This is a genomic window from Stenotrophomonas sp. SMYL86, assembly GCF_036320025.1.
In the GTDB taxonomy this organism is placed as follows: Bacteria; Pseudomonadota; Gammaproteobacteria; order Xanthomonadales; family Xanthomonadaceae; genus Stenotrophomonas; species Stenotrophomonas maltophilia_A.
Genome location: NZ_JAWIRU010000001.1, coordinates 424,935 through 448,156, shown reverse-complemented (window position 1 = coordinate 448,156; position 23,222 = coordinate 424,935). Strand labels below are relative to the sequence as shown.

At 65.9% G+C, this 23,222-nt stretch carries 23 protein-coding genes; 6 read left to right on the top strand and 17 right to left on the bottom strand.

Annotated elements, in window-relative coordinates:
• Nucleotides 1-32 precede the first annotated feature (32 nt).
• The 10 genes from V3B64_RS02075 to V3B64_RS02030 all read right to left on the bottom strand — a co-directional run bounded on the left by V3B64_RS02075 (nucleotide 33) and on the right by V3B64_RS02030 (nucleotide 8,736).
• Nucleotides 33-560, bottom strand: a complete 528-nt coding sequence (locus V3B64_RS02075; protein WP_032127338.1) for a GNAT family N-acetyltransferase — start codon at nucleotides 558-560, stop codon at nucleotides 33-35.
• A 135-nt stretch (nucleotides 561-695) separates the two neighbouring features.
• Entirely contained in the window at nucleotides 696-1,229 is a 534-nt protein-coding gene (locus V3B64_RS02070) for a lipocalin family protein (RefSeq protein WP_329913533.1), read from the bottom strand.
• A gap of 8 nt (nucleotides 1,230-1,237) precedes the next feature.
• Nucleotides 1,238-2,311: a class I SAM-dependent methyltransferase gene (locus tag V3B64_RS02065; RefSeq protein WP_121503239.1), complete on the bottom strand. Its 1,074-nt coding sequence runs from the start codon at nucleotides 2,309-2,311 to the stop codon at nucleotides 1,238-1,240.
• Nucleotides 2,308-3,093, bottom strand: a complete 786-nt coding sequence (locus V3B64_RS02060) for a DUF1295 domain-containing protein (RefSeq protein ID WP_329913532.1) — start codon at nucleotides 3,091-3,093, stop codon at nucleotides 2,308-2,310. The genes V3B64_RS02065 and V3B64_RS02060 overlap by 4 nt, the downstream gene beginning before the upstream one ends.
• Nucleotides 3,090-3,635, bottom strand: a complete 546-nt coding sequence (locus V3B64_RS02055; RefSeq protein WP_329913531.1) for a DUF2878 domain-containing protein — start codon at nucleotides 3,633-3,635, stop codon at nucleotides 3,090-3,092. The genes V3B64_RS02060 and V3B64_RS02055 overlap by 4 nt, the downstream gene beginning before the upstream one ends.
• Nucleotide 3,636: 1 nt before the next feature.
• Nucleotides 3,637-4,896, bottom strand: coding sequence for a cyclopropane-fatty-acyl-phospholipid synthase family protein (locus tag V3B64_RS02050; protein ID WP_329913530.1), 1,260 nt, complete (start codon nucleotides 4,894-4,896; stop codon nucleotides 3,637-3,639).
• The gene (locus V3B64_RS02045) at nucleotides 4,893-5,660 is read right to left on the bottom strand and encodes a DUF1365 domain-containing protein (protein ID WP_329913529.1); all 768 of its coding nucleotides are present in this window, start codon (nucleotides 5,658-5,660) and stop codon (nucleotides 4,893-4,895) included. Before V3B64_RS02045 ends, V3B64_RS02050 begins: the two co-directional genes overlap by 4 nt.
• Nucleotides 5,657-6,934, bottom strand: coding sequence for an FAD-dependent oxidoreductase (locus V3B64_RS02040; protein WP_329913528.1), 1,278 nt, complete (start codon nucleotides 6,932-6,934; stop codon nucleotides 5,657-5,659). The genes V3B64_RS02045 and V3B64_RS02040 overlap by 4 nt, the downstream gene beginning before the upstream one ends.
• A 1-nt stretch (nucleotide 6,935) precedes the next feature.
• The gene (locus tag V3B64_RS02035) at nucleotides 6,936-7,886 is read right to left on the bottom strand and encodes an acyl-CoA desaturase (RefSeq protein ID WP_329913527.1); all 951 of its coding nucleotides are present in this window, start codon (nucleotides 7,884-7,886) and stop codon (nucleotides 6,936-6,938) included.
• Between the two features lie 82 nt (nucleotides 7,887-7,968).
• A complete protein-coding gene (locus V3B64_RS02030) occupies nucleotides 7,969-8,736 on the bottom strand; it encodes a hypothetical protein (RefSeq protein WP_329913526.1) in 768 nt (255 codons plus the stop codon).
• A 135-nt stretch (nucleotides 8,737-8,871) separates the two neighbouring features.
• Between V3B64_RS02030 and V3B64_RS02025 the strand changes: the two genes are divergently transcribed.
• From V3B64_RS02025 to V3B64_RS02015, 3 genes are read left to right on the top strand one after another with little or no spacing between them, the layout of a single operon-like run.
• Nucleotides 8,872-9,495 (top strand): sigma-70 family RNA polymerase sigma factor, encoded by a 624-nt coding sequence (locus V3B64_RS02025; RefSeq protein WP_285302503.1) that lies wholly within the window; start codon nucleotides 8,872-8,874, stop codon nucleotides 9,493-9,495.
• Nucleotides 9,492-10,166, top strand: coding sequence for a ChrR family anti-sigma-E factor (locus V3B64_RS02020; RefSeq protein ID WP_329913525.1), 675 nt, complete (start codon nucleotides 9,492-9,494; stop codon nucleotides 10,164-10,166). The genes V3B64_RS02025 and V3B64_RS02020 overlap by 4 nt, the downstream gene beginning before the upstream one ends.
• Nucleotides 10,167-10,179: 13 nt before the next feature.
• Nucleotides 10,180-10,872 carry an oxidoreductase gene (locus V3B64_RS02015; RefSeq protein ID WP_121503622.1) on the top strand — a complete coding sequence of 231 codons (693 nt, stop codon included), beginning with the start codon at nucleotides 10,180-10,182 and terminating at the stop codon, nucleotides 10,870-10,872.
• Nucleotides 10,873-10,874: 2 nt separating this feature from the next.
• Here V3B64_RS02015 and V3B64_RS02010 read toward each other — a convergent pair whose 3' ends face one another.
• From V3B64_RS02010 to V3B64_RS02000, 3 genes are read right to left on the bottom strand one after another with little or no spacing between them, the layout of a single operon-like run.
• Nucleotides 10,875-13,274 (bottom strand): response regulator, encoded by a 2,400-nt coding sequence (locus V3B64_RS02010; RefSeq protein ID WP_125894041.1) that lies wholly within the window; start codon nucleotides 13,272-13,274, stop codon nucleotides 10,875-10,877.
• Entirely contained in the window at nucleotides 13,267-13,734 is a 468-nt protein-coding gene (locus V3B64_RS02005) for a response regulator (protein ID WP_032127326.1), read from the bottom strand. The genes V3B64_RS02010 and V3B64_RS02005 overlap by 8 nt, the downstream gene beginning before the upstream one ends.
• Nucleotides 13,731-15,968: an ATP-binding protein gene (locus V3B64_RS02000; protein ID WP_329913524.1), complete on the bottom strand. Its 2,238-nt coding sequence runs from the start codon at nucleotides 15,966-15,968 to the stop codon at nucleotides 13,731-13,733. Before V3B64_RS02000 ends, V3B64_RS02005 begins: the two co-directional genes overlap by 4 nt.
• Nucleotides 15,969-16,220: 252 nt before the next feature.
• Here V3B64_RS02000 and V3B64_RS01995 point away from each other — a divergent pair, with 252 nt between their 5' ends.
• Entirely contained in the window at nucleotides 16,221-16,514 is a 294-nt protein-coding gene (locus tag V3B64_RS01995; protein WP_121503249.1) for a hypothetical protein, read from the top strand.
• Nucleotides 16,515-16,530: 16 nt separating this feature from the next.
• On the opposite strand, the gene V3B64_RS01990 is transcribed toward V3B64_RS01995, so the two are convergent.
• Both V3B64_RS01990 and V3B64_RS01985 read right to left on the bottom strand, forming a co-directional pair.
• Nucleotides 16,531-17,016 (bottom strand): TspO/MBR family protein, encoded by a 486-nt coding sequence (locus tag V3B64_RS01990; RefSeq protein WP_121503250.1) that lies wholly within the window; start codon nucleotides 17,014-17,016, stop codon nucleotides 16,531-16,533.
• A gap of 70 nt (nucleotides 17,017-17,086) precedes the next feature.
• Complete coding sequence (locus V3B64_RS01985; RefSeq protein ID WP_329913523.1) at nucleotides 17,087-19,228, bottom strand: hypothetical protein; 2,142 nt, start codon at nucleotides 19,226-19,228, stop codon at nucleotides 17,087-17,089.
• A 260-nt stretch (nucleotides 19,229-19,488) separates the two neighbouring features.
• Between V3B64_RS01985 and V3B64_RS01980 the strand changes: the two genes are divergently transcribed.
• Nucleotides 19,489-20,427: an alpha/beta hydrolase gene (locus V3B64_RS01980; RefSeq protein ID WP_180854411.1), complete on the top strand. Its 939-nt coding sequence runs from the start codon at nucleotides 19,489-19,491 to the stop codon at nucleotides 20,425-20,427.
• 66 nt (nucleotides 20,428-20,493) lie between these two features.
• On the opposite strand, the gene V3B64_RS01975 is transcribed toward V3B64_RS01980, so the two are convergent.
• Both V3B64_RS01975 and V3B64_RS01970 read right to left on the bottom strand, forming a co-directional pair.
• Nucleotides 20,494-21,363 (bottom strand): oxidoreductase, encoded by an 870-nt coding sequence (locus tag V3B64_RS01975; protein WP_329913522.1) that lies wholly within the window; start codon nucleotides 21,361-21,363, stop codon nucleotides 20,494-20,496.
• A 34-nt stretch (nucleotides 21,364-21,397) separates the two neighbouring features.
• Nucleotides 21,398-22,171, bottom strand: coding sequence for an SDR family oxidoreductase (locus V3B64_RS01970; RefSeq protein WP_329913521.1), 774 nt, complete (start codon nucleotides 22,169-22,171; stop codon nucleotides 21,398-21,400).
• A gap of 122 nt (nucleotides 22,172-22,293) precedes the next feature.
• Here V3B64_RS01970 and V3B64_RS01965 point away from each other — a divergent pair, with 122 nt between their 5' ends.
• Nucleotides 22,294-23,220, top strand: a complete 927-nt coding sequence (locus V3B64_RS01965; protein ID WP_329913520.1) for an AraC family transcriptional regulator — start codon at nucleotides 22,294-22,296, stop codon at nucleotides 23,218-23,220.
• The last annotated feature ends 2 nt before the right edge of the window (nucleotides 23,221-23,222 follow it).

Below are 23,222 nucleotides of genomic sequence, written 5' to 3'. Positions count from 1 at the left end.
GCCGATTGATGAGGTGGATCGTCAGTACCCAATCAAGCGCTTCGGGGTACTTCGCTCGCGCTGCGCAGGTCGCGGGCCATTTCGCTGGTCGCAGCCCATCCGAGATCCGCATACAGTGGTTTCCCTTGGGTGGTAGCGTGCAGCACCGCGTAGGCCACCGCTCGTCCGGCGAATGCATGGTCGGCCAGTTTCATCAGTTGGCGGGCGATGCCGCGACGCCGATAGCCGGGCTCCACGTAGACATTGAGTACGTAGCCGCGCGTGTCCTGCTCTGGATGGGCGGGGTGGGGCGGCCAGTCGATCAGCATCAGGCCAATGCCTGCGATGGGTTGTCCATTGTCGGAAAGGACATGGCCGAAGTAGTCGCCTGACACCAGGCGCGGTTCGAGCCAGGTACGGAACGGGGCCGCCATCTGCTGAAGGATCTCTTCGCTCCGGCCGCTTTCACGGAACATCGCTTCTCGGTGAGCGCAGATGAGGTCGAGGTCGCACGGAAGGATCTGCCGGACTTCGAATCCATTCCAGGAGGTTGTGATGGCATCGTCCGCGGGGCTGTTCATCGATCGTGTATCCGTTCCGGCCTTGCTGGCCTGCCCAGCATCGTATCTGCAGGGCGCGTCGCGAGTGCACCACGTTGCAATGATTGATGATCGACTGATGCTCCAGGACGATCGACCCGGGCAGAAGGTGCCGCGTCATCGCACCGATTGCGGCACCCGCCTCAGCTTGCGGGTGTCGTAACCCATGGCCGCAATCCGCTCGACCGCCTGCTGGTAGTCACTGTCCGACACCTGCGGGGTGCGGGCCATGTACCAGACGTAATCGCGCTTGCTTCGTGCCACGATGGTCTGATGGTAGCTTTCATCGAGCCAGGCGATCACGTACTCAGCCTGGATCGGCCAGATGAACTGCATGCCCCAGATCGCGCCGTTGCCTTCCTTCTCGACACGGCCGACGGGGTGCATCGACTTCTGTGGCGCGTCGAAGCTGCCTTTGCGGTAAGTGAAGGTGGTCTGGATGCGTCCATCGGGCCGCAGGGCATAGCTCTCCACGGCGTCGAAGGCCTCGCGCTCAGGGCGCGACGGGATATGCGCGATTACGTACCAGTCGCCCATGAAGCGCGGTACATCCACCGACGGCGGACGCGGCAACGGGCGGGTGTCGCTGGAGCTGCAGCCGGAACCGAACAGGCCGACCGCGATCAGGGGGAGCAGCGGAAACATGCGCATCGGGCACCTCAGCGGGGTCGGAACAGATAGTGGGCCACCAGCCACTGCTGGCCGTCGTCGTAGCCGAACAGCTCGGCGCATGCCATCCAGAACATGCGCCAGCGCTGCCACCAGACCTTCGCTGCAGCCTGGCCATAGGTGGCGATCAACACCGGCATCACCCGCTCGCGGGCTGCATCCTGGTTGGCCAGCCAGTGGTCGGCCGTGCGCTGGTAATGGGTGCCGTCCAGCAACCACCGTTGCTCCAGGCGCAGGTCGCGCTGGAAATGCAGCAGTGTGTCGGCCGCCGGCATCAGTCCGCCGGTAAAGAAGTGGCGACCCATCCAGTTGTCGCCGCCGTCTGTCTCGAACGGATACATCAGTGTGCGATGGGCGAAGATGTGCACGAACAGTGCACCGTCCGGTTTCAGCCACCGTGCGATGCCTGCCAGCAGGCGCTGGTAGTTGCGTACGTGCTCGAACATCTCCACCGAGACACAGCGGTCGAACCGGGCCGTCGGCAGGTCAAGCTGGTTGACGTCGCGGGTCATCACCTCGACGTTGCCCAGGCCGCGCGCCTGGCACTGCGCCATGATGTACTGGCGTTGGCTGTGCGAGTTGGAGACGGCGGTGATATGCGCCTGCGGGTAACGTTCGGCCATCCACAGGGTCAATGAGCCCCAGCCGCAGCCCAGCTCAAGTATCTGCTGGCCATCGGCCAGTCCGGCGCGCTGGCCGTACAGTTCCAGCATGGCGTCCTCGGCCTGGTCCAGCGTTTCGCGCCCGGTGGCGTAGTAGCAGCTGCTGTACTTCAGCCGCTTGCCCAGGCAGGCCTGGAAGAATGCCGCGGGAACTTCGTAGTGCTGGCGGTTGGCCGCTTCGGTATGTAGCGCGAGTGGGCTGTCGGCCAGCTCGGTGATGCGCTGGCTGAAGCGTGCCGATTGGCCTTCGATGCCGCCTTCGCTTTCCTCATGCAGGCGTTGCGCGCACAAGCGGCGGATGCCCGCACGCAGCGCCGCATCGGGCACCAGCCCACGTTCGGCCCAGGCGATCAGCCCGGTTTCCGCATCTTCGGCCGGATTCAGTGACGGGATCGCGCTCATGCGGAATGCTCCTTGGAAGAACGGGGGAACCAGGGAAAGAACATCGATGTAGTGCGCTGGTAGGCGCGGTAGTCGTCGCCTCGGCTGCGCAGCGCTTGCTTTTCAGTGAAGGGAATGCCGCTGAGATAGCGCAGGAACACGTACATCAGCAGCGGGCCGGCCCAGGCCAGCCACCACAGTGGCGAGCCGACCGCGAGCAGGACATAGCTGAACCAGTGCAGCCACTCGAAGAAGTAGTTGGGGTGGCGGGAGTAACGCCAGAGCCCCTCGCGGCAGGTGCGGCCCTTGTTCGCCGGGTCGGCGCGGAAGCGGGCCAACTGGCGGTCGGCCAGGCTCTCGCCGCCGACGCTCAGCAGCCAGACAAGTGCGGCGGCCACGATCCACAACGTCGTGCTTGTCTGCGGATTTTCAGCCACCGCGAGGAAGGGCAGGGCGAACAGCACGACCAGCAGCGCCTGGGCCATGAAGAAGCCGAAGATCTTGCCTTGATGCCCTTGCCAGTGCTCGCGCAGATAACGGTAGCGGCCGTCTTCCTGTTCGTGGCGGACCCGGCGCCACAGGTGAAAAGCGAGTCGACTGCCCCACAGGCCACCGAGCATGCCGAGCGCCATCCGTGGCGCCGCCGCACCATCGCCGAGCCACGCCAGCAACAGGGCTGACGCGCCCACGCCCTTGGCCCAGAGCACATCGACCACGCCGATGTTGTGATGGCGGCGCTGCCAGGCCCAACCCCAGCTCATCACCAGTACGGCATACAGCAGGACCCACAACAGATTGATCATGACGGTGCTCCTGCCAGGGGCGGCGGGAAGGTGCGGGAGCCGCGACGAGCGGCCATGCACAGCAGCGAAAGCGCGATGCTCCAGCCCACACCCAGCACCAGCAGGCCCTGCCACAGCGGCGCAGTGAAACGCACCGCCTCGAAACCGCGCGCTGCGGAGAGATACGCCAGCGGGGCCAGCAACAGGCCAAACAGGGCTGGCAGGGCAGGGTGGCGCAGCAGGAAGCGCATCGAAGTGGTCAGCGTCATCGCAAACGCGGCCCACAACGCCATGATCCAAAGGGGCGGAGCCCAGCCCAGCGGGGCAGCAGCGTAGCGCACGGCGCCGCTGGCGGCGGCACTGGCGTCGACCAGCCACGCGCAGGCCAGCGCCAGCAGCATCAGCCGAAGGTCCAGTCGTGGCTGCGGTGAAGTGAGCAGCTGGCTGCCGATATAGATCGTTGCGGCCAGCAGCGCCGGCCACTGCCAGCCTCGCCCGGCGCCGGCCACGGCACACAGCCAGACCAGCTGGTTGCCAAGCAGATTGGTCCAGAACCGGCGCATGTCAGCGGCTGTCGCCCGCAGCGAGGACGGGCCGGTGGTCCGGACGGGCCAGCAGCAGATGCGAGACGCCGATCGAACGTTCCAGGAAGCCGCCCTCGCAATAGGCCAGATAGAACTCCCACAACCGGCAGAAGTGCGCATCAAAGCCCTGCGCCTGCACCGCAGGCAGCTGGGCCAGGAAGCGCTGGCGCCAGGCGCGCAGGGTCAGTGCGTAGGAGTGGCCGAAGTCCTGCTGGGCGATCAGCTGCAGGTCGCTGGATCGGGTCTTGGCGGCCATGATCGCGTTGATCGATGGGATGAAGCTGCCCGGAAATACATAGCGCTTGATGTAGTCGACGCTGCGCCGGGCCTGTTCGTAGCGATGGTCCTCGATGGTGATGGCCTGCAGCAGGGCAACGCCATCCGGCTTGAGCAGGCGTTGCAGTGTAGCCATGTAGGTGTCCAGGTACTCGGCACCGATCGCTTCGATCATCTCGATCGAGACCAGCTTGTCGAACTGGCCCTGCAGGTCGCGGTAGTCCTGCATCAGCAGCGTGATCTGATCCTGCAGGCCCGCCGCCTCTACGCGTTGGGCGGCCAGCGCATGCTGTTCCGCGGAGATGGTGGTGGTGGTCACATGGCAGCCAGAGTGCTGGGCGGCGTGTACCGCGAAACCGCCCCAGCCGGTGCCGATCTCCACCACACGGTCGCCTGGCTTGAGCTGCAGCTGCTGGCAGATGCGGTCCAGCTTGCGCCGCGAGGCGGATTCCAATGACTCGGATTCGCTGGCGAACATCGCCGACGAATACATCAGGTCCGGCGACAGGAACAGGGCAAAGAAGTCGTTGCCCAGGTCATAGTGCGCGGCGATATTGCGGCGGCTGCCTCCACGGCTGTTGCGGCGCAGGCGGTTCCAGACCCGCAGCATCCCCCCGCCCAAGCGGGCCGGGCCACGCTCCATGCCGTCGAGCAGATCGCGATTGCGCACCAGCAGCCGGATCAGTGCCACCAGATCATCGCAGTGCCACTCGCCCTGGATGTAGCTTTCACCTGCGCCCACGCTGCCTTGCGCAGCAACCTTGCGATAGAACGCCGGGTCATCGATGGTGACGGTGACATGCAGTTCACCACGGGCATCGCCCAGCCAGACTTCGCCCAGTGCATCGCGCACGCACAGCCGACCGTCGCGCATCGGGGCAAGCTGGGCCAGCAGGCGGCGGCGCAGGAACGCGTCCAAGGCACCGGGGCGCGGCAGGGCAACCCAGGGAGTCATCGAGTTCATCGCGGTTTCTCGGCAAGAGTGGGGTGGTCGTGCACCGGGTTGCGTTTCAACCACAGCCGCAGTGCGTGCCAGTGAATGGCGGCCACCACCTGGGTGGTCATCAGGGGATAGCAGGCCAGGACCCGGGCCAGCCCGCGGCCATCCAAGGCACGCCGCTGCATGGCCTGGGTGGCATCAAACTGGCGCACGCCGTCCCGCCAGACCTGCATGTGCACGCGCAGATCCTCATCCGGGCAGTTGAACCGCCAGTCGTAATGGCAATCCATCGGCATGAAGGGCGAGACATGGAAGCACTTGTCGAACCGCCAGCGCAGCGAGTTGCCTTCGTGCGTGGCCGTCGCGACCGGCAGCACATAGGCGTGCCGTTCCTTCCAGGGCGTGTTGGTGATCTCGGCGACAATGCAGTCCAGCGTGCTGCCGTCGGCCTGGTAGCAGTAGTAGAAACTGACCGGGTTGAACACGTGCCCGGCAAAGCGAAGATGGGTGAGCAGGCGCACCGGGCCGGTCGGCCGGTAGCCAAGCGTGTGGGCAGCGTGATCGCGGATGGCATCGGCCAGTGGCCGTGCGGGATCGCCGAAGTAGTCGCTGCGGCGGAACTCGGCCAGGTTGCGGCGATTGACCGACCACAACCAGCGCCCGGCGAACACCGTATCGAGTTCGTCCAGATCGAGCAGCAGCTGGGCGATGGGGTAACGGAAGGCATGCGGGTGCGGATGATGCCGGCGATGCATCACCTGCCCGATGTAGAGCGCGCTGGCACTCATGCCGCCACCTCATCCGAGGCGGATGCCAGCCGATGTGGAGCGCAGGCCTGCAGGGCATCGACCACACGGCGGGCGCTGCGGATGCCATCCTCATGGAAGCCCCAGCCCCAATAGGCGCCTGCGAACCACGTATGGCGACGGCCCTGCAGTTCCGCCCAGCGCTGCTGTGCCCGCACCGCGGCGTGGTCGTGCACCGGGTGGGCGTAGCGCAGCGTACGCAGTACTTTGGCCGGATCGATTGCCTCGCTGCGGTTGAGGGTAACCACCAGGGGCGTATCGCCGGGCAGGTCCTGCAGCAGGTTCATGCAGTAGCTGACCGTGCAGGGCGCGGCGCGATCCTCTGGCACGTGCGCGTTCCATGCCGCCCACGCCTTGCGGTTGCGCGGCAGCAACGAGGCATCGGTATGCAGTACGGCCTCGTTGGATTGATAGCGGATGGCGCCAAGGACCTCACACTCGATGGCATCGGCGTCGGCCAGCAACGCCAGCGCCTGGTCGCTGTGGCAGGCCAGGATCACTTCGTCGAAGGCCTCCGCGCCGGCCGCGCTGTGCACGCGTGCACCCCAGGGCATGCGTTCGACCATCCTGACCGGGCATTGCAGCCGCTCATGCACCCGCCAGCGGCGGCGCAGCGCATCCACGTAGCGCGCCGATCCCCCGCTGACCACCCGCCAGCTCGGGCGTCCGGTCATCTGCAGCATCTGGTGGTTGGCCATGAACTGGGCCAGATAGCGCGCCGGGAAGTCCTGCACGGTGGCGGTCGGTGAGGACCACAGTGCCGAGGCCATCGGCAGCAGGTGCTCGTCGATGAAGGCCTCGCCATAGCGCTGGCTGCGCAGGTACTCGCCGAGCGTGGGGCCGTCTTCCTCGGCCAGCAGCAACGGCGCATCCCGATAGAACCGGCGCAGGTCGGCCAGCATGCCCCAGAATCGAGGTGACACCAGGTTGCGGCGCTGGCAGAACAGGCCATCCAGCGAGGTGGCGTTGTACTCCACGCCGCTGCGCTCGCTGTGCATCGAGAAGCTCATCGTGGTCGGCTGCGAAGCCACACCCAGCTCGTCGAAGAGCGCGGTCAGCAGCGGATAGTGCTGGGGATTGAACACGATGAACCCGGTATCCACCGTCATGCGTGTGCCATCCACCTGCACGTCGTGCGTGTGGGTATGGCCACCGAGGTAGTCGTTGGCCTCGAACAGCGTGACGTCGTGCTGGCCCTCGAGCCACCAGGCACTGGCCAGCCCCGCGATACCTGAGCCGATGACGGCGATGCGCATGTCAGTACCTCGCCTTGGCCAGGACCCACTCGGGGATGGGCTTGAGACCTTTGACCAGGCCCAGGGCCGCCATCGCGCGCAGTCCGTACCAGGTCAAATCCACTTCCCACCAGCGGAAGCCCTGGCGGACAGTGCCGGGGAAGAAGTGGTGGTTGTTGTGCCAGCCTTCGCCGAAGGTGAGCAGCGCCAGCCAGAGGTTGTTGCGGCTGTCATCGCGTGTGTCGAAGCGGCGGCGGCCGAATCGATGCGCCAGCGAATTGATGGTGACCGTGGCATGGAACAGCACGATGGTGGAGATGAAGAAGCCCCACACCAGCAGCTGTGGGCCGGAGGTGTGCAGGCCCGGTGCCCAGCGCTCCAACCCGGCGCCCAATGCATACAGCGCTGCGGCCAGCAGTACCGGTACGGCCGTATCGAAACGGTCCAGCCAGCGCAGTTCGGGGAAGCGCGCCAGGTCCGGTACCCGTGACAGATCGGTGGCGAACGCCTCGCGGGTCAGGAACCAACCCATGTGGCTGCGCCAGAAGCCGCCCTCGCGTGGCGAGTGCGGATCCAGCGGCTGGTCGGCATGCCGATGGTGATGGCGATGATGGGCGGCCCACCAAAGCGGCCCACGCTGCACGCTGGAGGCGCCGATGACAGCGAACACGAACTGCACCGGCCGCGATGCCTGGAAGGTCCGGTGCGAGAAATAGCGGTGATAGAACGCCGTGATGGCAAACATGCGCACCGCATAGAGCACTGCGGCGACGATCACCGCTGTCCATGAGATTCCGATCCAGAGCACAGCGATGCAGGCCAGGTGCATCAGTGCAAATGGCACGGCGCGCAACCAGTCGATGCGGCCGGGCTGTTCGCCGGTGGTCTCTGCGACGTTGCCGGTGTCGATCCAGCGCTGCAGCGTACGCAGCAGGCGCGAGCGTCGACGGGGGAGGGGCGCTACAGAGGCCATTGGGGGATCTCGGCGGGTGTCGTGTCTACCTGTACGCAGCAGCGCGTGCAATGGATGCGCTGCGACGCGAAGAATCTCGACTTCACCTGGGCGTCACGGCGCAGCGGTCGACCAGAGGACGCGTCCAGGCCTGCTGCCATTCCGCGGCAGTTTGCTCGGCAGCTGGCGAGCTGAAGCGCACCGTCACCTGCGGGTAGCTGCCGCGGGCATCGCGCAGGTTGCTGGTGCCGCGGAATTCCAGCAGGCGGCGGTCGGTGCTGGCATAGACCAGTGACAGACGCGGGGCGATGCCGCCGTACCAGGTGTCCAGACTGACGTCGATCGACTGGCCATCAATACCCTGCCAACGTACCGGACCGATGCGCCGCACCTGCACCGGGAAGTAGCGCTGCCGCCCCGGCACCAGAAAGGGCAGACTGATGCGTTCGCCGCGCAGCAGCGCCGGCCAGTGCAGGCGCACCGCGGCGTCGAACCCTGCATCGATCACCGCGTCCGGCGGCAGTTCAAGCCGGCGCTGATGCGGCTGGCTGGCGGCATCTTCCTTCCAGGCAATCGACACGGAGTCGCCAGTGGCGTCGACTTCGGCGGTCTGGCCGCTGCGGCGGTCCTGCAGCGAATAGCTCCGTGCCTGCGGGCGGGCGCTGGCGGGCAGATGCTTGCGGGCGAAGGGCTGGCCATCCGGGCACTGGTACAGCACCCAGCGTTCGGCACCCTCCGTTGCCTCGCGCCACCAGTGCACTTCACGGTAGAGGATGTCGCCCTGCGCGGAGGTGGCCACACCCTCACTTCGCAGCCAGGGTGCCGCCAGCGCGGCATGGGGCAGGCACAGCAGCAGCCAGGCAGTGCGCATGGTGTTCATCCGGAAGGGTAGGTCTCTCAGGTCATACGGCGGGGGCGCCCGGTTGGATGCGCAGTGCCGACTGCATCCAATGGCTGCCCCTGCACGTACAGAGGACAGACCTTCACCCGCCCGCCGCGAACGCAGATGTACCCTGACGCCGCCAGCACACTCCTCAACTTCGATACCGCACGTACCGTGTCCAGTTCCCAGCAGCCGAGCAGCGAGCCGACGAACTGGGCCGGTGACATGGACGGCGTGGCGCGGCTGCGCGACCGCGAGTGTTTCATGCGGATCTACGACTACTTCATGCCGCGGCTGTGCGTGTACCTGCGCGGCCTGGGCGCACCCGATGCCGTAGCCGAGGAGCTGGCGCAGGAATGCCTGTTGCGCCTATGGCTGCGGGCCGCCGATTTCGATCCGGCACAGGGGGCGCTGAGTACGTGGCTGTATCGCATCGCCCGCAACCTGCATATCGATCGAGTGCGCCGCGAGCGCAGCTGGATGCAGGTGCAGGCAGCGGTGGAGGACGCGGCGACGCTGGATGTGATCGAGCGCAGCAGTGCCGAACAGTTCGCCGACCAGGCGCGTCTGCGCCAGCGCATCAACGAGCTGCCTGCGGTGCAGGCGCGGCTGGTGAGGATGTCCTATTTCGAGGCCAAGAGCCACAGCGAGATCGCCGAAGCGCTGCGCATGCCGCTGGGGACGGTCAAATCGCACCTGCGCCGTGCCTTCCTGCAACTGCAGGCGAAAGTGGGAGGTGTGCTGTGAATCCGCACCACCACCTGCACGAATCCACGCTGATGAGCTATGCCGCGGGTGCGCTGCCGGCGCCGTTGAGCATCGTGGCCGGTGCCCATCTGGAGCAGTGCCCGCATTGCCGTCAGCGCCTGCGCGATGCTGAGGCGATCGGTTCGGTGCTGCTGGAGCAGACCCAGCCGCCTGCAACCGACACGCGGCGCGAACAGTTGCGCGAGGCCATGCTGATGCAGCTGGCCACGGAAACGCCGATGGCCATGGCGGAATCCCTGCGCCCTATGCCGATGGAGCGGCCCGAGGCCGATCCCGATCATCTGCCGGTGTCACTGCATCCCTACTTTGGCACCTCGCTGGGTGACCTGCGCTGGCGTTGGATGGCGCCGGGGGTGCACTGCATCCGGGCCGAGCAGATGCCCTCGCTGATCATGCTGAAGATCGCCCCCGGCAAGTGCCTGCCCATGCACAGCCATGGCCGCAGCGAGCTGACCCAGATCCTGCGCGGTTCCTACAACGACGCGCTGGGGCTGTTCGCGCCGGGTGACGTGGCGGATCTGGACGAGGAGGTGGAGCACCAGCCGGTGACCGCGCCGGGTGTGCCGTGCATCTGCGTGTCTGCGTTGGATGCGCCGTTGGTGTTCAGCGGTTGGCTGGCGCGGAAGATCCAGCGTTTCGTGAAACTGTGAGGCGGGTGCGATGATGGTCGGGACGGGTGCATTGCGGATTCTGTTGACCGGTGCCGCAGGCCTGGTCGGGCAGGGCGTGGTGCTGGCCTGCCAGCGCTCACCGCAGGTCTCCCGCCTGACCGCGCTGGTCCGCCACCCGGGTAGTCTGCGCGGCACCGGCAGCGAACTGATTGTCCCGGACTTTCTGCGTATCCAGGAGCGGGTGGAGGAGCTTGCCGGGTTCGATGCATGCCTCTACTGCGCCGGTGCGCCACCGGTCGGCACCGCCGAGGCCGAGTACCGACGCGTTACCGTGGACACCACGCTGGCGGTGGCCCGTGCCTGGGCGGCCGCGAATCCCGAGGGATGCTTTCTGTATGTATCCGGTGCGGGTGCAGACCCTCAGAGCCGGCTGATGCCGCTGAGGGTCAAGGGCGAGACCGAAGTTGCTTTGCAGGCCCTGCCGGTGCGCTCGGTGATGCTGCGCCCGGGTGGCGTCAGGCCGGTCGCGGGAACCGGCACCCGTCATGCCCTGTTGAAGCCCTTGTACTGGGGCGGCGCGCCGTTGATGAAGCTGGCCGGTGCGATTGCGCCTTCGTTGATGACCAGCAATCTGGCCCTGGGCCAGGCGATGATTGCACTGGCCGCCAGGGAGCATCCGCCGGCCACGGTGGAGTGCGCGGACATCAACCGGATCGCCGCTGGCATGCGCGATCCGGCGTCCTGACCTCAGTGCGGCGTCGCCTCCAGCGCGGTGCGCACCGCCGCTGCAAGATCACTGCGGGTAAACGGCTTTGGCAGCAATGAAACGGCGCGTCCCTGGCTGCCCACCTGGTCGTGGTCGCGTGGATAGCCCGACGTGAACAGGACGGCGACTTCCGGCCAGCGTTCACGGACTTCGTGCACCAGTTCCCAGCCCGACATGCCGGGCATCACCACGTCCGAGAACAGCAGATCCACCTTGGTATCGGGGCGTTCCAGCAGCCGCAGTGCGGAGGGGCCGTCGTGGGCTTCCAGCACGCGGTAGCCGAGCAGCCGCAGCGCATCCACCGTGTGGGCGCGGACATCGTCATTGTCCTCGGCCACCAGAATGGTTTCCTCGCGCGGTGAGTAACCCGCCAGGCCGGTCTGTGGGGTGCGTGCTTCGCAGGGCAGGGACAGCGGAGAGCGCGGGAACATCATGGTGATGCTGGTACCGCCGCCTTCCACCGAGTCGATCAGCACGTGGCCGCCGGACTGCTTGACGAAGCCATGCACCATCGACAGGCCAAGCCCGGTGCCGCGGCCAACCTGCTTGGTGGTGAAGAACGGCTCGAACACGCGCGCCAGGGTCGCCGCGTCCATGCCGTGGCCATTGTCGCGCACCCGCAACATCACGTACTCGCCCGGCGTTGCATCGGGAAACAGGGCGGCGTAGTCGTGGTCGAGGTGGCTGTTGTCGACTTCGATCACCAGCCGGCCGCCATGCGGCATCGCATCGCGGGCATTGACCGCCAGGTTCAGTACGGAGGCCTCCAGCTGGCTGATGTCGATCTCCACACACCAGATGTCCTCGGCATTGCGGATCTCCAGCTGCACCAGCTCACCCAGTGCACGCTGCAGCATGTCGTGCATGTCCAGCAGGCGTTCGTTGAGGTTGGCGGCCTGGCTGTGCAGCGGCTGGCGACGGGCAAACGCCAGCAGGCGCTGGGTCAGGCTGGCGGCACGGCCGACGCCTTTCAGTGCATTGTCCAGTGCACGGCTGACCATTGCCCCGGGTTCTCCGGCGCGTTCATTGAGCAGCATGGCGTGCTCGACGTTGCCGGAGATGACCGTCAGGATGTTGTTGAAATCATGGGCGATGCCGCCGGTGAGCTGGCCGACCGCCTCGATCTTCTGCGACTGGCGCAGTGCGTGTTCTGCCTGAAGCCGCGCGGTGGTTTCCACCGCCTCGGAAACCACGGCGGTGACCACGCCTTCGGTATCCAGCAGCGGGCGGAACGAGAAGTCGAAGCTGCGCCGCCCGGTCGGGAGTTCCAGTTCCAGTGCATGCAGCGAACTGCGGCCCTGTACGGCTGCGGCGACGGCCTGGTCGATCAGCGCACTGATGCCATCGGTTGTGGCAAACCAGAGCGATTCACCGAAGCGCGCGCCAACAGTGTCCTTCTTGTCCGCAAGCACCGCGGCCAGTGACGCGTCATTGGCATCAACGACGCGTCCGGACAGATCCAGCAGCACCTGATGCTGGAAGCTGGATTCGAAGATCGCCTGCAGGCGCCGCTTGCTGGCCCGCAACTCGGCGGTGCGTGCCTGCACCTGTCGCTCGAGAACCTGGTTGTCCTCGCGCAGCGCCAGTTCGGCCTGCTTCAACAGTGAAACATCGCTGCCCATGCAGATGTAGCCGACCACGCTGCCATCGGCCGCATGTTCCGGTACGCAGTCCATCTGCACGAATCGTGATTCGCCGCTGCGGTGGACCAGTTCGACCTGGAAGCTGGTGCGCTCGCCCTGCAGTACCCGCTCCAGGCTGGGCAGGGCGTGCTCGAAGGCGGAAATGCCGCTGACATCCCGTGCCGCGCGACCCAGCAGTTCGGCCAGGCTGACGCCGTGCCAGTCCAGGAACGCCTTGTTCGCGAAGCGGTAGCGATGCGCCGTGTCGAGCTGGGCGATCAGCGCAGGGACGGCATTGGTTACCTGCTGCAACTGCGCCTGGCTGTCGTTCAGTGCGGCCTGCGCCTGCACAAGCTGGGTGCGTTCATGGGCCTCCTGCCGCGCACGACGGATCGCATCCGGCAGGCGCTGCAGGCGCTGCTTGACCACGTAGTCGCGCGCGCCGCGGGTCAGCGCCTGCACGGCCAACTCCTCGGTAAGCGTACCGGAGACGAAGATGAAGGGCGTCTGCGGAATCCGCTCGCGTGCCAGTGCAAGGGCCGCATCGCCGTCGAATCCGGGCAGCACATGATCGGCCAGGATCACATCGAAGGCGCGATTCTCAATTGCCTCGATGAAGGCATTGCGGGTCCACAGGCGCTCGGCCTCGAAATCGAGGCCGGCACGCTGCAGCTGTGCGCTGATCAGCTCCGCATCAAGCGCGCTGTCCTCCAGCATGAGGATGCGCAGGCGCTCGCTGCGGCGCGATCCATCACGCATTGTGCTGCCCCGAGCCGTTGGGCCGATGCGGCGGGGGCTGGTTGGTGATGCCCCAGAACATGCCCAGCCCCTGGATGGCGTCGAAGAACTCCTTGAAGTCCACTGGCTTGACCACGAATGCGTTCACGCCCAGTTCGTAACTGCGCACGAGATCCTGTTCTTCGCGGGAGGAGGTCAGCATCACCACCGGGGTGCTGCTCAGCTGTGGGTCACCACGCACCTGTTCCAGCACTTCCAGGCCGTTCACCTTGGGCAGCTTCAGGTCCAGCAGCACCACCACCGGGCCGCCGTGCATGGCGCCGGCGAACTTGCCTTCGCAGCGCAGGTAATCCAGCGCCTCGGCACCATCGCGTACATGGATGACATCGTTCAGCAACTGGCAGCGCGACAACGCGGCCAGCGTCAGCTCGGCATCCTTGGGGCTGTCCTCCACCAGGAGGATCGGCCGCAGGTCCCTCATGGGTGATCTCCTGTGGAACGGGGTAGGGTGAAATGAATCGTGGCGCCCTTGCCGGGCTCGCCCTCGGCCCAGGTACGGCCGCCATGGCGGCCGATGATGCGGCGTACATTGGCCAGACCGATGCCGGTGCCTTCGAATTCTTCGACGTGATGCAGGCGCTGGAACACACCGAACAGCTTGTCCACGTAGCGCATGTCGAAGCCGCAGCCGTTGTCACGCACGAAGAAGTGGTCTTCGTCGACGTTGCGCTCGTGACCGACCTCGATAACGGCCTGCTCGCGCTCGCGGGTGAACTTGATCGCGTTGGCCAGCAGGTTCTGCCAGACCAGACGCAACATCGTGGGATCGGCCTCCACCTCCGGCAGCGGCGCCAGCGTCCATTGCACGTCGCGTCCGGCGTAGTCCAAAGCCAGGCTCCGGTGCACATCTTCGGCCAGCGCCGCCATATCCAGCCGTACCCGGCCGAGCGTGGAACGGCCCATCTGCGAGAAGCTCAGCAGATCGTCCACCAGTGTCCCAGCGGATTTGGCCGACTCCACGATCGTATCCAGGAAGCGGCGCTCGGTATCGTTGAGGCGTTCGCCGGCCGAGCTGCCCAGCAGCTCCGAGTAACCGACGATGTGGCGGAACGGCGCGCGCAGGTCGTGGCTGACCGAATAGGAAAACGCTTCGAGTTCCTTGTTGCTGCGGACCAGCTGCTCGTTGAGCTCGGCCATTTCCTCGGCCTTGCGCAGCACGATATCGACGATGGCCGTGCGCATTTCGTGTGCGGCATCGCAGTCGGCGTCGGACCACGGCAGGCTGCGCTGCTGCACGGTCTCTTTCCAGGCTTCGAATGAACTGCGCGGGGACAGTGCCACGCCGGGCGCCGCCGCTTTGCGTGGGTCGCCACCCCAGCGCACGGTGCGCACCACTTCCGGGCGGAACCACATCAGATAGCTGTCGTGCAGCTGCGAAATGGACACCGCCAGTACGCCGCTGGCCACATCGGACAGGCGCGCGCCGGGCGCCCAGTCGGCTGCCAGATGGTCACTGCAGTACGTTTCCTGCCCGGTCTGCTGGGTAGCCAGCCAATCAGCCAGGGCCAGCACGTCGCTGGCGGGTGGGCACTCCCCCACGCGCATGCAGTCGCCCTTGTGCACGATGGCCGCACCGGCAGCGCCGGTCAGCGACAGCAGGCTGGCTTCATCGTGGCGCAGCGCAGCCATGAAATCCTCGTCGCCGGCCATGCGTGCCAGCAGCTTGACCAGCACCGAACGGCGCGCCACGCGCTCTTCGATGGCGCGTGCACGCTCCTTCAGGGCGATCTGCAGTGAGAGGATCTGGCCCATGAACTCGCAGGCAGTGCGCACGTGGTAGGGCAGGCGGCGTGGCTGCACCGTGTGGCAGGACACCAGACCCCACAGCTGGCCCTCGTGCACCAGTGACACCGACATCGACGCGCCAGTGCCCATGTTGCGCATGTACTGCAGGTGCACGGGCGAAACGCTGCGCAGCACGGCCAGGCTCAGGTCGGTAGCCGGCGCGTCGCGATGGTCCTCGGCCCGCATCAGCGGGGTAGGGGTATAGCTGTTGTCCGCGATCAGGCGCACCCGATTGCGGCGGTACAGCTCGCGGGCCTGCGCAGGAATGTCCGACTCGGGGAAGCGCAGGTCCAGGTAGGACGGCAACAGGCCGTTGCCATCCTCGGCGACCACGATGCCGTTCCAGCCGGGATCGAACTGGTAGACCAGGGTGCGATCGAAGCCGGTCAGCCGGCGCATGTGCGCGGCCGCCAGTTGGCACAGATCTTCCACGGTGGTGGCCGATTCGATGCCGTTCATCAGTTCGCGGATCGACGGATACAATTCTTCCAGCGAACCCGGCTGGCCGGGAACCGGTGCCTCCAGCTCGATCAGCAGATCGGTGGCGGAGCGATGCACCAACAATTGATGGCGGCCGTGGCCATCCAGGTGCACGGCGCCGACATGCGCGCTGCTGCCCACCGCGGCCTGCTGGAACAGCGCCTGGAAGGGCGCCAGCACGCCGCCCAGTACCTCGCTGACATGCTGCATCAACGGTTCGCCGAACTGCTGCAGCAGCCCGGGATGACTGACGGCGCGCTCGCGCACCCGCAGGGACTGCGGTTCAACGACCAGAAGCACGCCGTAGGGCTGGATCGCACCGGGCGTATGAATCGGTTCGCGCGCACAACGGGACTGGGCAGTGTCGTGCGTGGACTCGGCAGAAGGCATCAAAGGCGGGACTCAGGATTCGTGGATGGCTGGAATGGCCCAGCGTTGCATCCGGCATGCACGGATGGTGACGCAAAATCGTGCATTCGCATACCAGCACGTGCGTGTGAAGAACGTTTCATTCAAACCTGAATTCTTCATCTGAGCATTCCAACAGCACTTGCATGTTTCGCGAAAGGTACATGTGCGCTGCACGCGCGCTCGACACCCACTTGCCTAGGGTGAACGCACATTCCTGAGTGACTACGCCCCGTGAACCTGCAGACCTTGCTTTCAACGCCATACCGCATGCTTGCCGACAGCTGCCAGTTTGAGCTGCTGGATGTGGATGCCCTGCAGGATCCGGCCAGCGGGCGCCTGCTCCACCTGTACTCGCTGGTTGCGCGGTGCATGAGCTGCGACACGGTGTTCAAGGCGGAGGAAGGGCAGGGGTTGGTCAGCCACACCGCCGCGCGGGTGGTGCGATGCCCAACGGGCTGTGGCCAGCAGGCGTTCAAGCCGGCGTTGCTGCGTGCATGGCAGCCGCAGCGCGTCGCGCAGGCCTGAGAGCACTGATACGGGGTCACAGCACCCCGGGATTGGCGCGCCACACCGCGAAGTTCAGCGCGGATGCGAACGATATCCAGGCCAGGTAAGGCAGCAGCATCACCGCCGCACCGCGATGGAGGCGGGCGAATGCAACGATCGTTGCGCACACCAGCGCGATCAGTATCAGGATGTCGACGAAGGCCAGCGCGCCCAGCTTCCAGCCGAAGAACAGCCAGCTCCAGAGGGCATTGACGGCCAGCTGTACCAGATAGAGCACCAGGGCCGGTTGCGCGTTGCGCCAGCCGCGTTCGCGCCAGACCAGCCACGCCGCAATGGCCATCATGGCGTAGAGCAGGCTCCACACCGGGGCAAACACGGTGGCAGGCGGTGCCCACGCGGGCAGGGCGAGGGTGGCGTAGAAGCTGGCGGCGGAGGCCGATGCCCATGCGCCGACTGCGGCCGCCGCAAAGGTGACCACGCCCCATCCCAGAAGACCTAGAGCCTGTGAACGCCGCTTCATTCCGTACCGCTCCATCCTGCGTTTACCGCTCATACGAACGGAAGCGGCAAATGGATGCAACCCGGAGCGATCAGTCTGAAGAACCCGCGGCGCTTCCACGTTCGGCAGCCGGCAACAGCGAAGGGCGCTGATCGAACCATTCACGCGCCTTGGCCAGATGCCACTGGCGCTGTTCGCCATCAAGCTCGATGCCCGCGCCCAACAGCCCCCAGCGCAGATAGAGATCGCCCCGCTTGCGCTGCTCCAGCAGATCCAGCCGCGCACGTACCGACAGGCGATCATTCTCGGCCCGCAGGCCGTCGATCAGCAGATGACCCGGACGCCAGCGCAGCGTGGCCTGTGCATCGACCTGGCCGGAATCCAGCAGGGACAGCGTCCAGCGCGGGTAGTCGGTGCGCTTGGCGAACACGGCCAGCAAGGGGCGTGCATTGCTCAGGGTCAGGTCGGTGGTAGCGTCCACCTGGAACGGGGACTGCGCGTCGATGCGGCCCCGCTTGAACACAGCACGGCCTTTCCACGCGCTGCTGGAATCGGTGCCCGCCACCTGCACATTGCGCAGCTCCACGGTGGTGCCGGACAGATCGAAATGACGCTGGTTGAAGTCCCCGCGGCGAAGCGTCGCGTTCACGTCGACATCGCCGCCCATGTCCAGGCCCGCCACCTTGGCGCTGGCATTGCGACCCAGCAGCCGCGCGGTGCCATGGCCGACGCGGCCATCGGTGTCGAGCGTGGCGTCGCCGCTGAGGCTGCCGGTGCCACGCAGCAGGCGCACCTGTTGGGAACCAAGGTAGCGGTTGTAGGCGGCCAGGTCCGGGATGGTCGCTTGGCTGAAGCGCAACCGCGCACGAACGCCCTTGCGTAGTTCCTGCAGGCGGCCATCGCCGGTGAGGTCCACGGCCAGGTCGCGACCGTCGAACAGGCGTACATCCTTCGCATCGCTTGGGCGAGCGGTGAAGCGGGGCAGCCGGATCGCCAACTGTGCCTGAGTGGGGCTGCCGGCCTTCAGCTCGCCATGCGCACTGGCCGTGCCGGCCAGCCGCACGCCAGCGACCTCGGCCACGGCGGCAGCCGAAGGGATGTCCACGGTACTGCCTTCGATCAGTTCGCCATTGCGCAGGCGCAGATCTGCTTTCAGGGTGCCGCCGCCATCCAGCTGCAGCCACGGCTTGCGCACGAACAGGGCAGGGATCCAGTTGAGCGAGGTGAAGGCCCATTCGCCACGCACAGTGCCGGAGCTGCGCTCCAGCAGCTGGGCAGGGTGCTGGAAGGGAATCTCGCGCCCGGTGATGTGCAGGTCGGCATCGATGCCGGCGGCCGAATCCGGACGTGGCGGCAGGCGGGCCTGCAGGCGCAGGTCGTTGGCCACATTGAGCTGCAGGGCCAGCACACCGCGATTGGGCGCGCCATCGCCGAGGAAGAGCGGCACCTGCCAGAGCGCGTGGTCACCGGGTTGCAGTTGGCCGTCGATCAGGTGGACCGCCAGTTGCAGGCGTCCGGGCACGGGCGCGCTGGAGATCTTTGGCGTTGTGGCGTCCGTATCCATGCGCAGCCCCTGGCTGCGCGCTTCCAAATCAAGTTGCGCATGCAGCAGCTTCAACTTGGCCAGGCCGGGCGCCTGGTCGCGATAGTGGCGCGGATAGCTGAAACGCGCAGTCAGATTCATGTCGCCCAGCAGCTGCACGCCGTCATAGCTGGTGTCTGCCTTGCTGAACGAGACCTCGGAATCGAACAGTTCCGATGGGCCGCCGCGCAGCTGCTTGAGGAATCCGACCGTGCCCTGGCCCTTGCCGATGATCAGCAGCTTGCCGAGCCGGGCGCTGCGGATGCTGTCGCTGTGGATGGCGTCGAAACGCAGGGTCCAACCCTGGTCGCTGCGCGGGGGCGACGGAATGGCGTCCTCGACGCGGCTGATTTCGGCCGACACGCCTGTGGCCTGCAATCGGGGAACCCGCACTTCGCGACGGAACAGGGGCAGCACGGCCAGCCGGGCGCTGGCGCGTTCGGCGTGCAGTACGTAGACGGTGTGGTTGACGTGGCCGCGCATATGCACGTTCCAGGCAATGACGTGGCCGGGCAGCAGCGTGATGGCCGGGCCGGTGGTCATCACGAACTTGTGCGGCTTGCGGTTGGTAACCTGGTCGAACAGCGGGGTGTTGAGGAAGATGTTGCCGGCCAGCAGGTAGGCAGCGTACACGACAAGCAGAATGCGCACCGTGAGGCGCGCATGGCGAGGCCATTGAGGGTAGCGAACGGAAATCAGCGGCTTCAACCTTCATCACATGGGGAGCCAGCGCACTATTGCGAAGTGTTGGGTTGCACCGTGTGAATGCGGGCGTGGAGGCGGCCTGAAGTCGGCTACCTGGAGCAATTAGGTGGCACTTGGAATAAGTGCAATGCTTTTTTCCGGGATTATCAACCCAATAGCGGCGGCCTACGCTTTGCCTGCCGAATCCAATCCCCTGGAGAACTGAAATGAGCACCCAACAGACCGTCAGTTTCAAGAACCGTAGCTGGGATGTCGCCGCCACCCTGCGCTTTCCGGAAGGCTTCGACCCTGCCAGCAAGTACGCTGCCATCGTCTGCGCGCACCCGATCAGCAGCTGCAAGGAGCAGACGTCGGGCGCCATCTATGGTGAGGCACTGACCGCCGCTGGTTTCATCACTCTCGCTTTTGACGCCTCCACCCAGGGCGCCAGCGGCGGTGAGCCCCGCTTCATGGAAGATCCCGCTACCCGAGTAGAGGACTTCCGCTGTGCCATGGATTACCTGATGACGCTGCCGTACATCGATGAAGATCGTGTTGGCGTGCTGGGCGTCTGCGGCGGCGGTGGCTATGCGGTGAGCGCGGCCACTACCGACCACCGTTTCAAGGCAGTCGGCACGGTGGTGGCTGCCAACTATGGCCGGCTGATGCGTGAAGGTGACATGTCGCCGGATGCTGCGTTGAAGACGTTGGAAGCGCTGGGCAAGCAGCGCACTGCCGAGGCACGGGGTGCTGAGCCGTTGATCGTGGGCTACATTCCCGGCTCTGAAGCGGAGCGCGAAGCCGCTGGAATCAACGACATCGACATCGTTGAGGCGGTGCAGTACTACTGCACGCCGCGTGGCCAGCAGCCGGGCTCGCCGAACAAGCTGCGCTTCACCAGCACCGGCGCCGCCCTGAGCTGGGATGCCTTTGCGTTCACCGAGCATCTGCTGACTCAGCCGCTGCACATCGTCATCGGCGGTGTGCCCGGTGGCTTCGGTTCGTATCGGGACGGCCTGGAGCTGTACGCAAGGGCGCGTTCGGCGCAGAAGAGCATCCAGATCGTGGCCGGCGCCAGCCACTACGAGCTGTATGACCAGCCAGCAGCCACCACCCAGGCGCTGCAGCAGCTGATTCCGTTCTACCGGACGCATCTTGGCGCTTGATGCAACAAGGCCAACCAGAGCAGCCTACGTCCCGCCGGCCCATTTCAGGCCGGCGGGACGTTTGCTTTACAGCTGGATCTGCACCGTAGCGGCGCCCTCGAACGCGGTATCGATGCCGCGCTCACGCCACCTGGCCAGATCGGCCTGGCGGTTGGCCAGGGTGGTCTCCCAGATCGAATAGGCATCCGCACCCAGCATCAGCCGCACCGGCGGATCATTGCTGGCTACAACGTCCAGCATGCGCTGTGCGGCCTTTGCCGGGTCACCCATCTGCTGCCCGGAGGAGGATTCCAGGTAGGTTTCGAATGGCTCCACAACCGGCCGATAAACATCGATGCGGTGTGCTGGCCGCATGTTGGCATCACCGGCGAATTCGGTGCGGAACGCGCCCGGTTCCACCAGCGTCACCCGGATGCCGAGCGGCTTTGCTTCGATCGCCAGTGCTTCGGTCCAGCCTTCGATGGCGAACTTCGCTGCACAGTAGGGGCCGGCCGCGTTCATTGCCACCAGCCCGGCAATACTGCTGACAGTGAGGATGTGGCCAGCGCCCTGCTTCCGCATCTGCGGCAGCACGGCGCGACTCATTTCGGCAGCAGCGAAGAAGTTCAGTTCCATCTGCTCGCGCAGCTGTTCCAGGCTGAATTCCTCGCAGGCGCCCACCACACCGCGGCCAGCCACATTGGCCAGCACATCGATGCGCCCGAAGCGTTCGATGGCCTCGGCCACGGCACGTGCACGGCCATCGGCATCGTTCACGTCAAGCGCCAGCGGCAGGACGTGGTCCTCATGGCCTGCGGCGATCGCGCGAAGGCGGTCCAGCCGCCGCGCGGTGAGGATGGCGCGGTCACGCCGGGCAATGACCGCTTCGGAAAGGGCCTTGCCCAGGCCGGATGACGCACCGGTGATGAACCAGGCGCGTGGTTGTTGTGTATTCATTGGAGAATCCTGCGGAATGTTGTGCAACACGCGATCAGATGATGGTCAATCCACCGTCGACCACCAGTTCGGCACCGATGACGTAGGACGCGTCATCGCTGGCAAGGAACAGCGCGGCCTTGGCGATTTCCTCCGAAGTGCCGACGCGGCCGATCGGAATGCCCTTGAGCAGGCTTTCCAGGAGTTGCGGATCCCCGGTGAAATGGGTGGCCATCGGCGTGTCGATCAGCCCCGGGTAGATGCCGTTGACGCGGATGCCGCGGCGGGCGAAATCGACGGCGGCGGCCTTGGTCAGATGACGGCTGCCGCCCTTGGAGGCGCTGTAGCCCGGCGGCACGTCGGGGAAGACGATGATGCCGGCGGCAGACGAGATGTTGATGATCGCGCCACTGTGCTGCAGTTCCATCTGCGGCGTGACCGCCTTGATGCCATGGAACTGGCTGGTCAGATTGACGTCGATGACGTGGCTGAAGTCCTCGGCCGTGGCGTTGTCCCAGCGGCCGTCGCGCGGCCCCGGCGTGCCGGCGTTGTTGACCAGGATATCGATGCGGCCATGGCGCTCGATTGTGGTGGCGGCCACCTCGGCCCATTGTTCGGGCCGGGTCACATCCAGGAACGCCGATGTTGCACGATGGCCCTGGGCGGTGAGGTCCTGCACCAGTGCGTCAAGGTTCTGTTTGCGGTCGGGGGTGCCGGTAGCAACAACGACGGCGCCTTCGCTGGCGAAGACCCGGGCGATGACCGCACCCATGCCGGTGCCGCTGCCGGCGCCGGTGATGATGGCGACTTTGTCCTGCAGGCGTTTCATGGGCAATTCCTGTGTCTGATCGGGAGCGGGGCGGTGATGTGCCGCCATGGAATGCACGATAGGCCCGGGGTTCTGTACGATCCATGCCGTGGCGTTCGCCTGACTTCTTCGAGCGTACGGATATGAGCGCTGATCCGCTGTCCGATGTGCTGTCACTGCTGCAGCCAAGCAGCCAGTTCTTTGCCGGATTCGATGCCGCCGGCGACTGGGCATTCGATTTCCCGGCGCACGAAGGCATCAAGTTCACGGCAGTCATGGGGGGCGGCTGCTGGGGCCGCGTCGAGGGTGAGCCCGCACTGTTCCACTTCGAAGCCGGCGACTGCTTCCTGCTCAACAGCCGCTGCCGGTTCGTGCTCGCTTCGGATCCTGCAGTGGCCATCGCCAGCGGCGAGCCCATCATCGAAGCGGCGGCGCGGCAGGGCGTTGTCACTCACAACGGGGGAGGAGAGACCTTCCTCATCAGCGGCCGATTCGCGTTTCCCGGGCGGCATGCCGCCGTGCTGTTCGATGCGCTGCCACCCCTGATCCATGTGCCACGTGCTTCGGGACAAGCAGGCGTGCTGCGCTGGGCGCTGGATCAATGGGCCAATGAACTGCACGCGCCGCTGCCGGGCGCAGGGTTGATGTCCACCCATCTGGCCCATCTCATGCTGGTACAGGTGCTGCGCCTGCACCTGGCTACCCCGGGCCGGGTGCCGAAGGGCTGGTTCCTGGCCCTGACCGACAGCCACATCAGCCTGGCCCTCGGGGCGATGCACGCAGCTCCGGCCCAGTCCTGGACGCTGGAATCACTGGCGCGTATCGCAGGGGTTTCGCGCACGGTGTTCGCGCAGCGCTTCAAGGCACTGGTCGGGCACACGGCAATGGACTATCTGTCACGTTGGCGGATGCTGCTTGCGGCGGACCGGCTGTCCCATGGCGCCGATGCCGTGTCCAGTATTGCCTTTGCCGTGGGCTACGAATCGGAGAGTGCGTTCAGTACTGCGTTCAAGCGCATCATGGGGCAGGCGCCCGCGCAGTATCGCAGGCAGGCCACCTCGCCCAGGTAAGA

Bases quoted from the DNA above. Each gene is read 5' to 3' on its own strand.
- V3B64_RS02075 (WP_032127338.1), bottom strand. From the start codon at position 560: ATGAACAGCCCCGCGGACGATGCCATCACAACCTCCTGGAATGGATTC.
- V3B64_RS02070 (WP_329913533.1), bottom strand. From the start codon at position 1,229: ATGCGCATGTTTCCGCTGCTCCCCCTGATCGCGGTCGGCCTGTTCGGT.
- V3B64_RS02065 (WP_121503239.1), bottom strand. From the start codon at position 2,311: ATGAGCGCGATCCCGTCACTGAATCCGGCCGAAGATGCGGAAACCGGG.
- V3B64_RS02060 (WP_329913532.1), bottom strand. From the start codon at position 3,093: ATGATCAATCTGTTGTGGGTCCTGCTGTATGCCGTACTGGTGATGAGC.
- V3B64_RS02055 (WP_329913531.1), bottom strand. From the start codon at position 3,635: ATGCGCCGGTTCTGGACCAATCTGCTTGGCAACCAGCTGGTCTGGCTG.
- V3B64_RS02050 (WP_329913530.1), bottom strand. From the start codon at position 4,896: ATGAACTCGATGACTCCCTGGGTTGCCCTGCCGCGCCCCGGTGCCTTG.
- V3B64_RS02045 (WP_329913529.1), bottom strand. From the start codon at position 5,660: ATGAGTGCCAGCGCGCTCTACATCGGGCAGGTGATGCATCGCCGGCAT.
- V3B64_RS02040 (WP_329913528.1), bottom strand. From the start codon at position 6,934: ATGCGCATCGCCGTCATCGGCTCAGGTATCGCGGGGCTGGCCAGTGCC.
- V3B64_RS02035 (WP_329913527.1), bottom strand. From the start codon at position 7,886: ATGGCCTCTGTAGCGCCCCTCCCCCGTCGACGCTCGCGCCTGCTGCGT.
- V3B64_RS02030 (WP_329913526.1), bottom strand. From the start codon at position 8,736: ATGCGCACTGCCTGGCTGCTGCTGTGCCTGCCCCATGCCGCGCTGGCG.
- V3B64_RS02025 (WP_285302503.1), top strand. From the start codon at position 8,872: ATGTACCCTGACGCCGCCAGCACACTCCTCAACTTCGATACCGCACGT.
- V3B64_RS02015 (WP_121503622.1), top strand. From the start codon at position 10,180: ATGGTCGGGACGGGTGCATTGCGGATTCTGTTGACCGGTGCCGCAGGC.
- V3B64_RS02010 (WP_125894041.1), bottom strand. From the start codon at position 13,274: ATGCGTGATGGATCGCGCCGCAGCGAGCGCCTGCGCATCCTCATGCTG.
- V3B64_RS02005 (WP_032127326.1), bottom strand. From the start codon at position 13,734: ATGAGGGACCTGCGGCCGATCCTCCTGGTGGAGGACAGCCCCAAGGAT.
- V3B64_RS02000 (WP_329913524.1), bottom strand. From the start codon at position 15,968: ATGCCTTCTGCCGAGTCCACGCACGACACTGCCCAGTCCCGTTGTGCG.
- V3B64_RS01990 (WP_121503250.1), bottom strand. From the start codon at position 17,016: ATGAAGCGGCGTTCACAGGCTCTAGGTCTTCTGGGATGGGGCGTGGTC.
- V3B64_RS01980 (WP_180854411.1), top strand. From the start codon at position 19,489: ATGAGCACCCAACAGACCGTCAGTTTCAAGAACCGTAGCTGGGATGTC.
- V3B64_RS01975 (WP_329913522.1), bottom strand. From the start codon at position 21,363: ATGAATACACAACAACCACGCGCCTGGTTCATCACCGGTGCGTCATCC.
- V3B64_RS01970 (WP_329913521.1), bottom strand. From the start codon at position 22,171: ATGAAACGCCTGCAGGACAAAGTCGCCATCATCACCGGCGCCGGCAGC.
- V3B64_RS01965 (WP_329913520.1), top strand. From the start codon at position 22,294: ATGAGCGCTGATCCGCTGTCCGATGTGCTGTCACTGCTGCAGCCAAGC.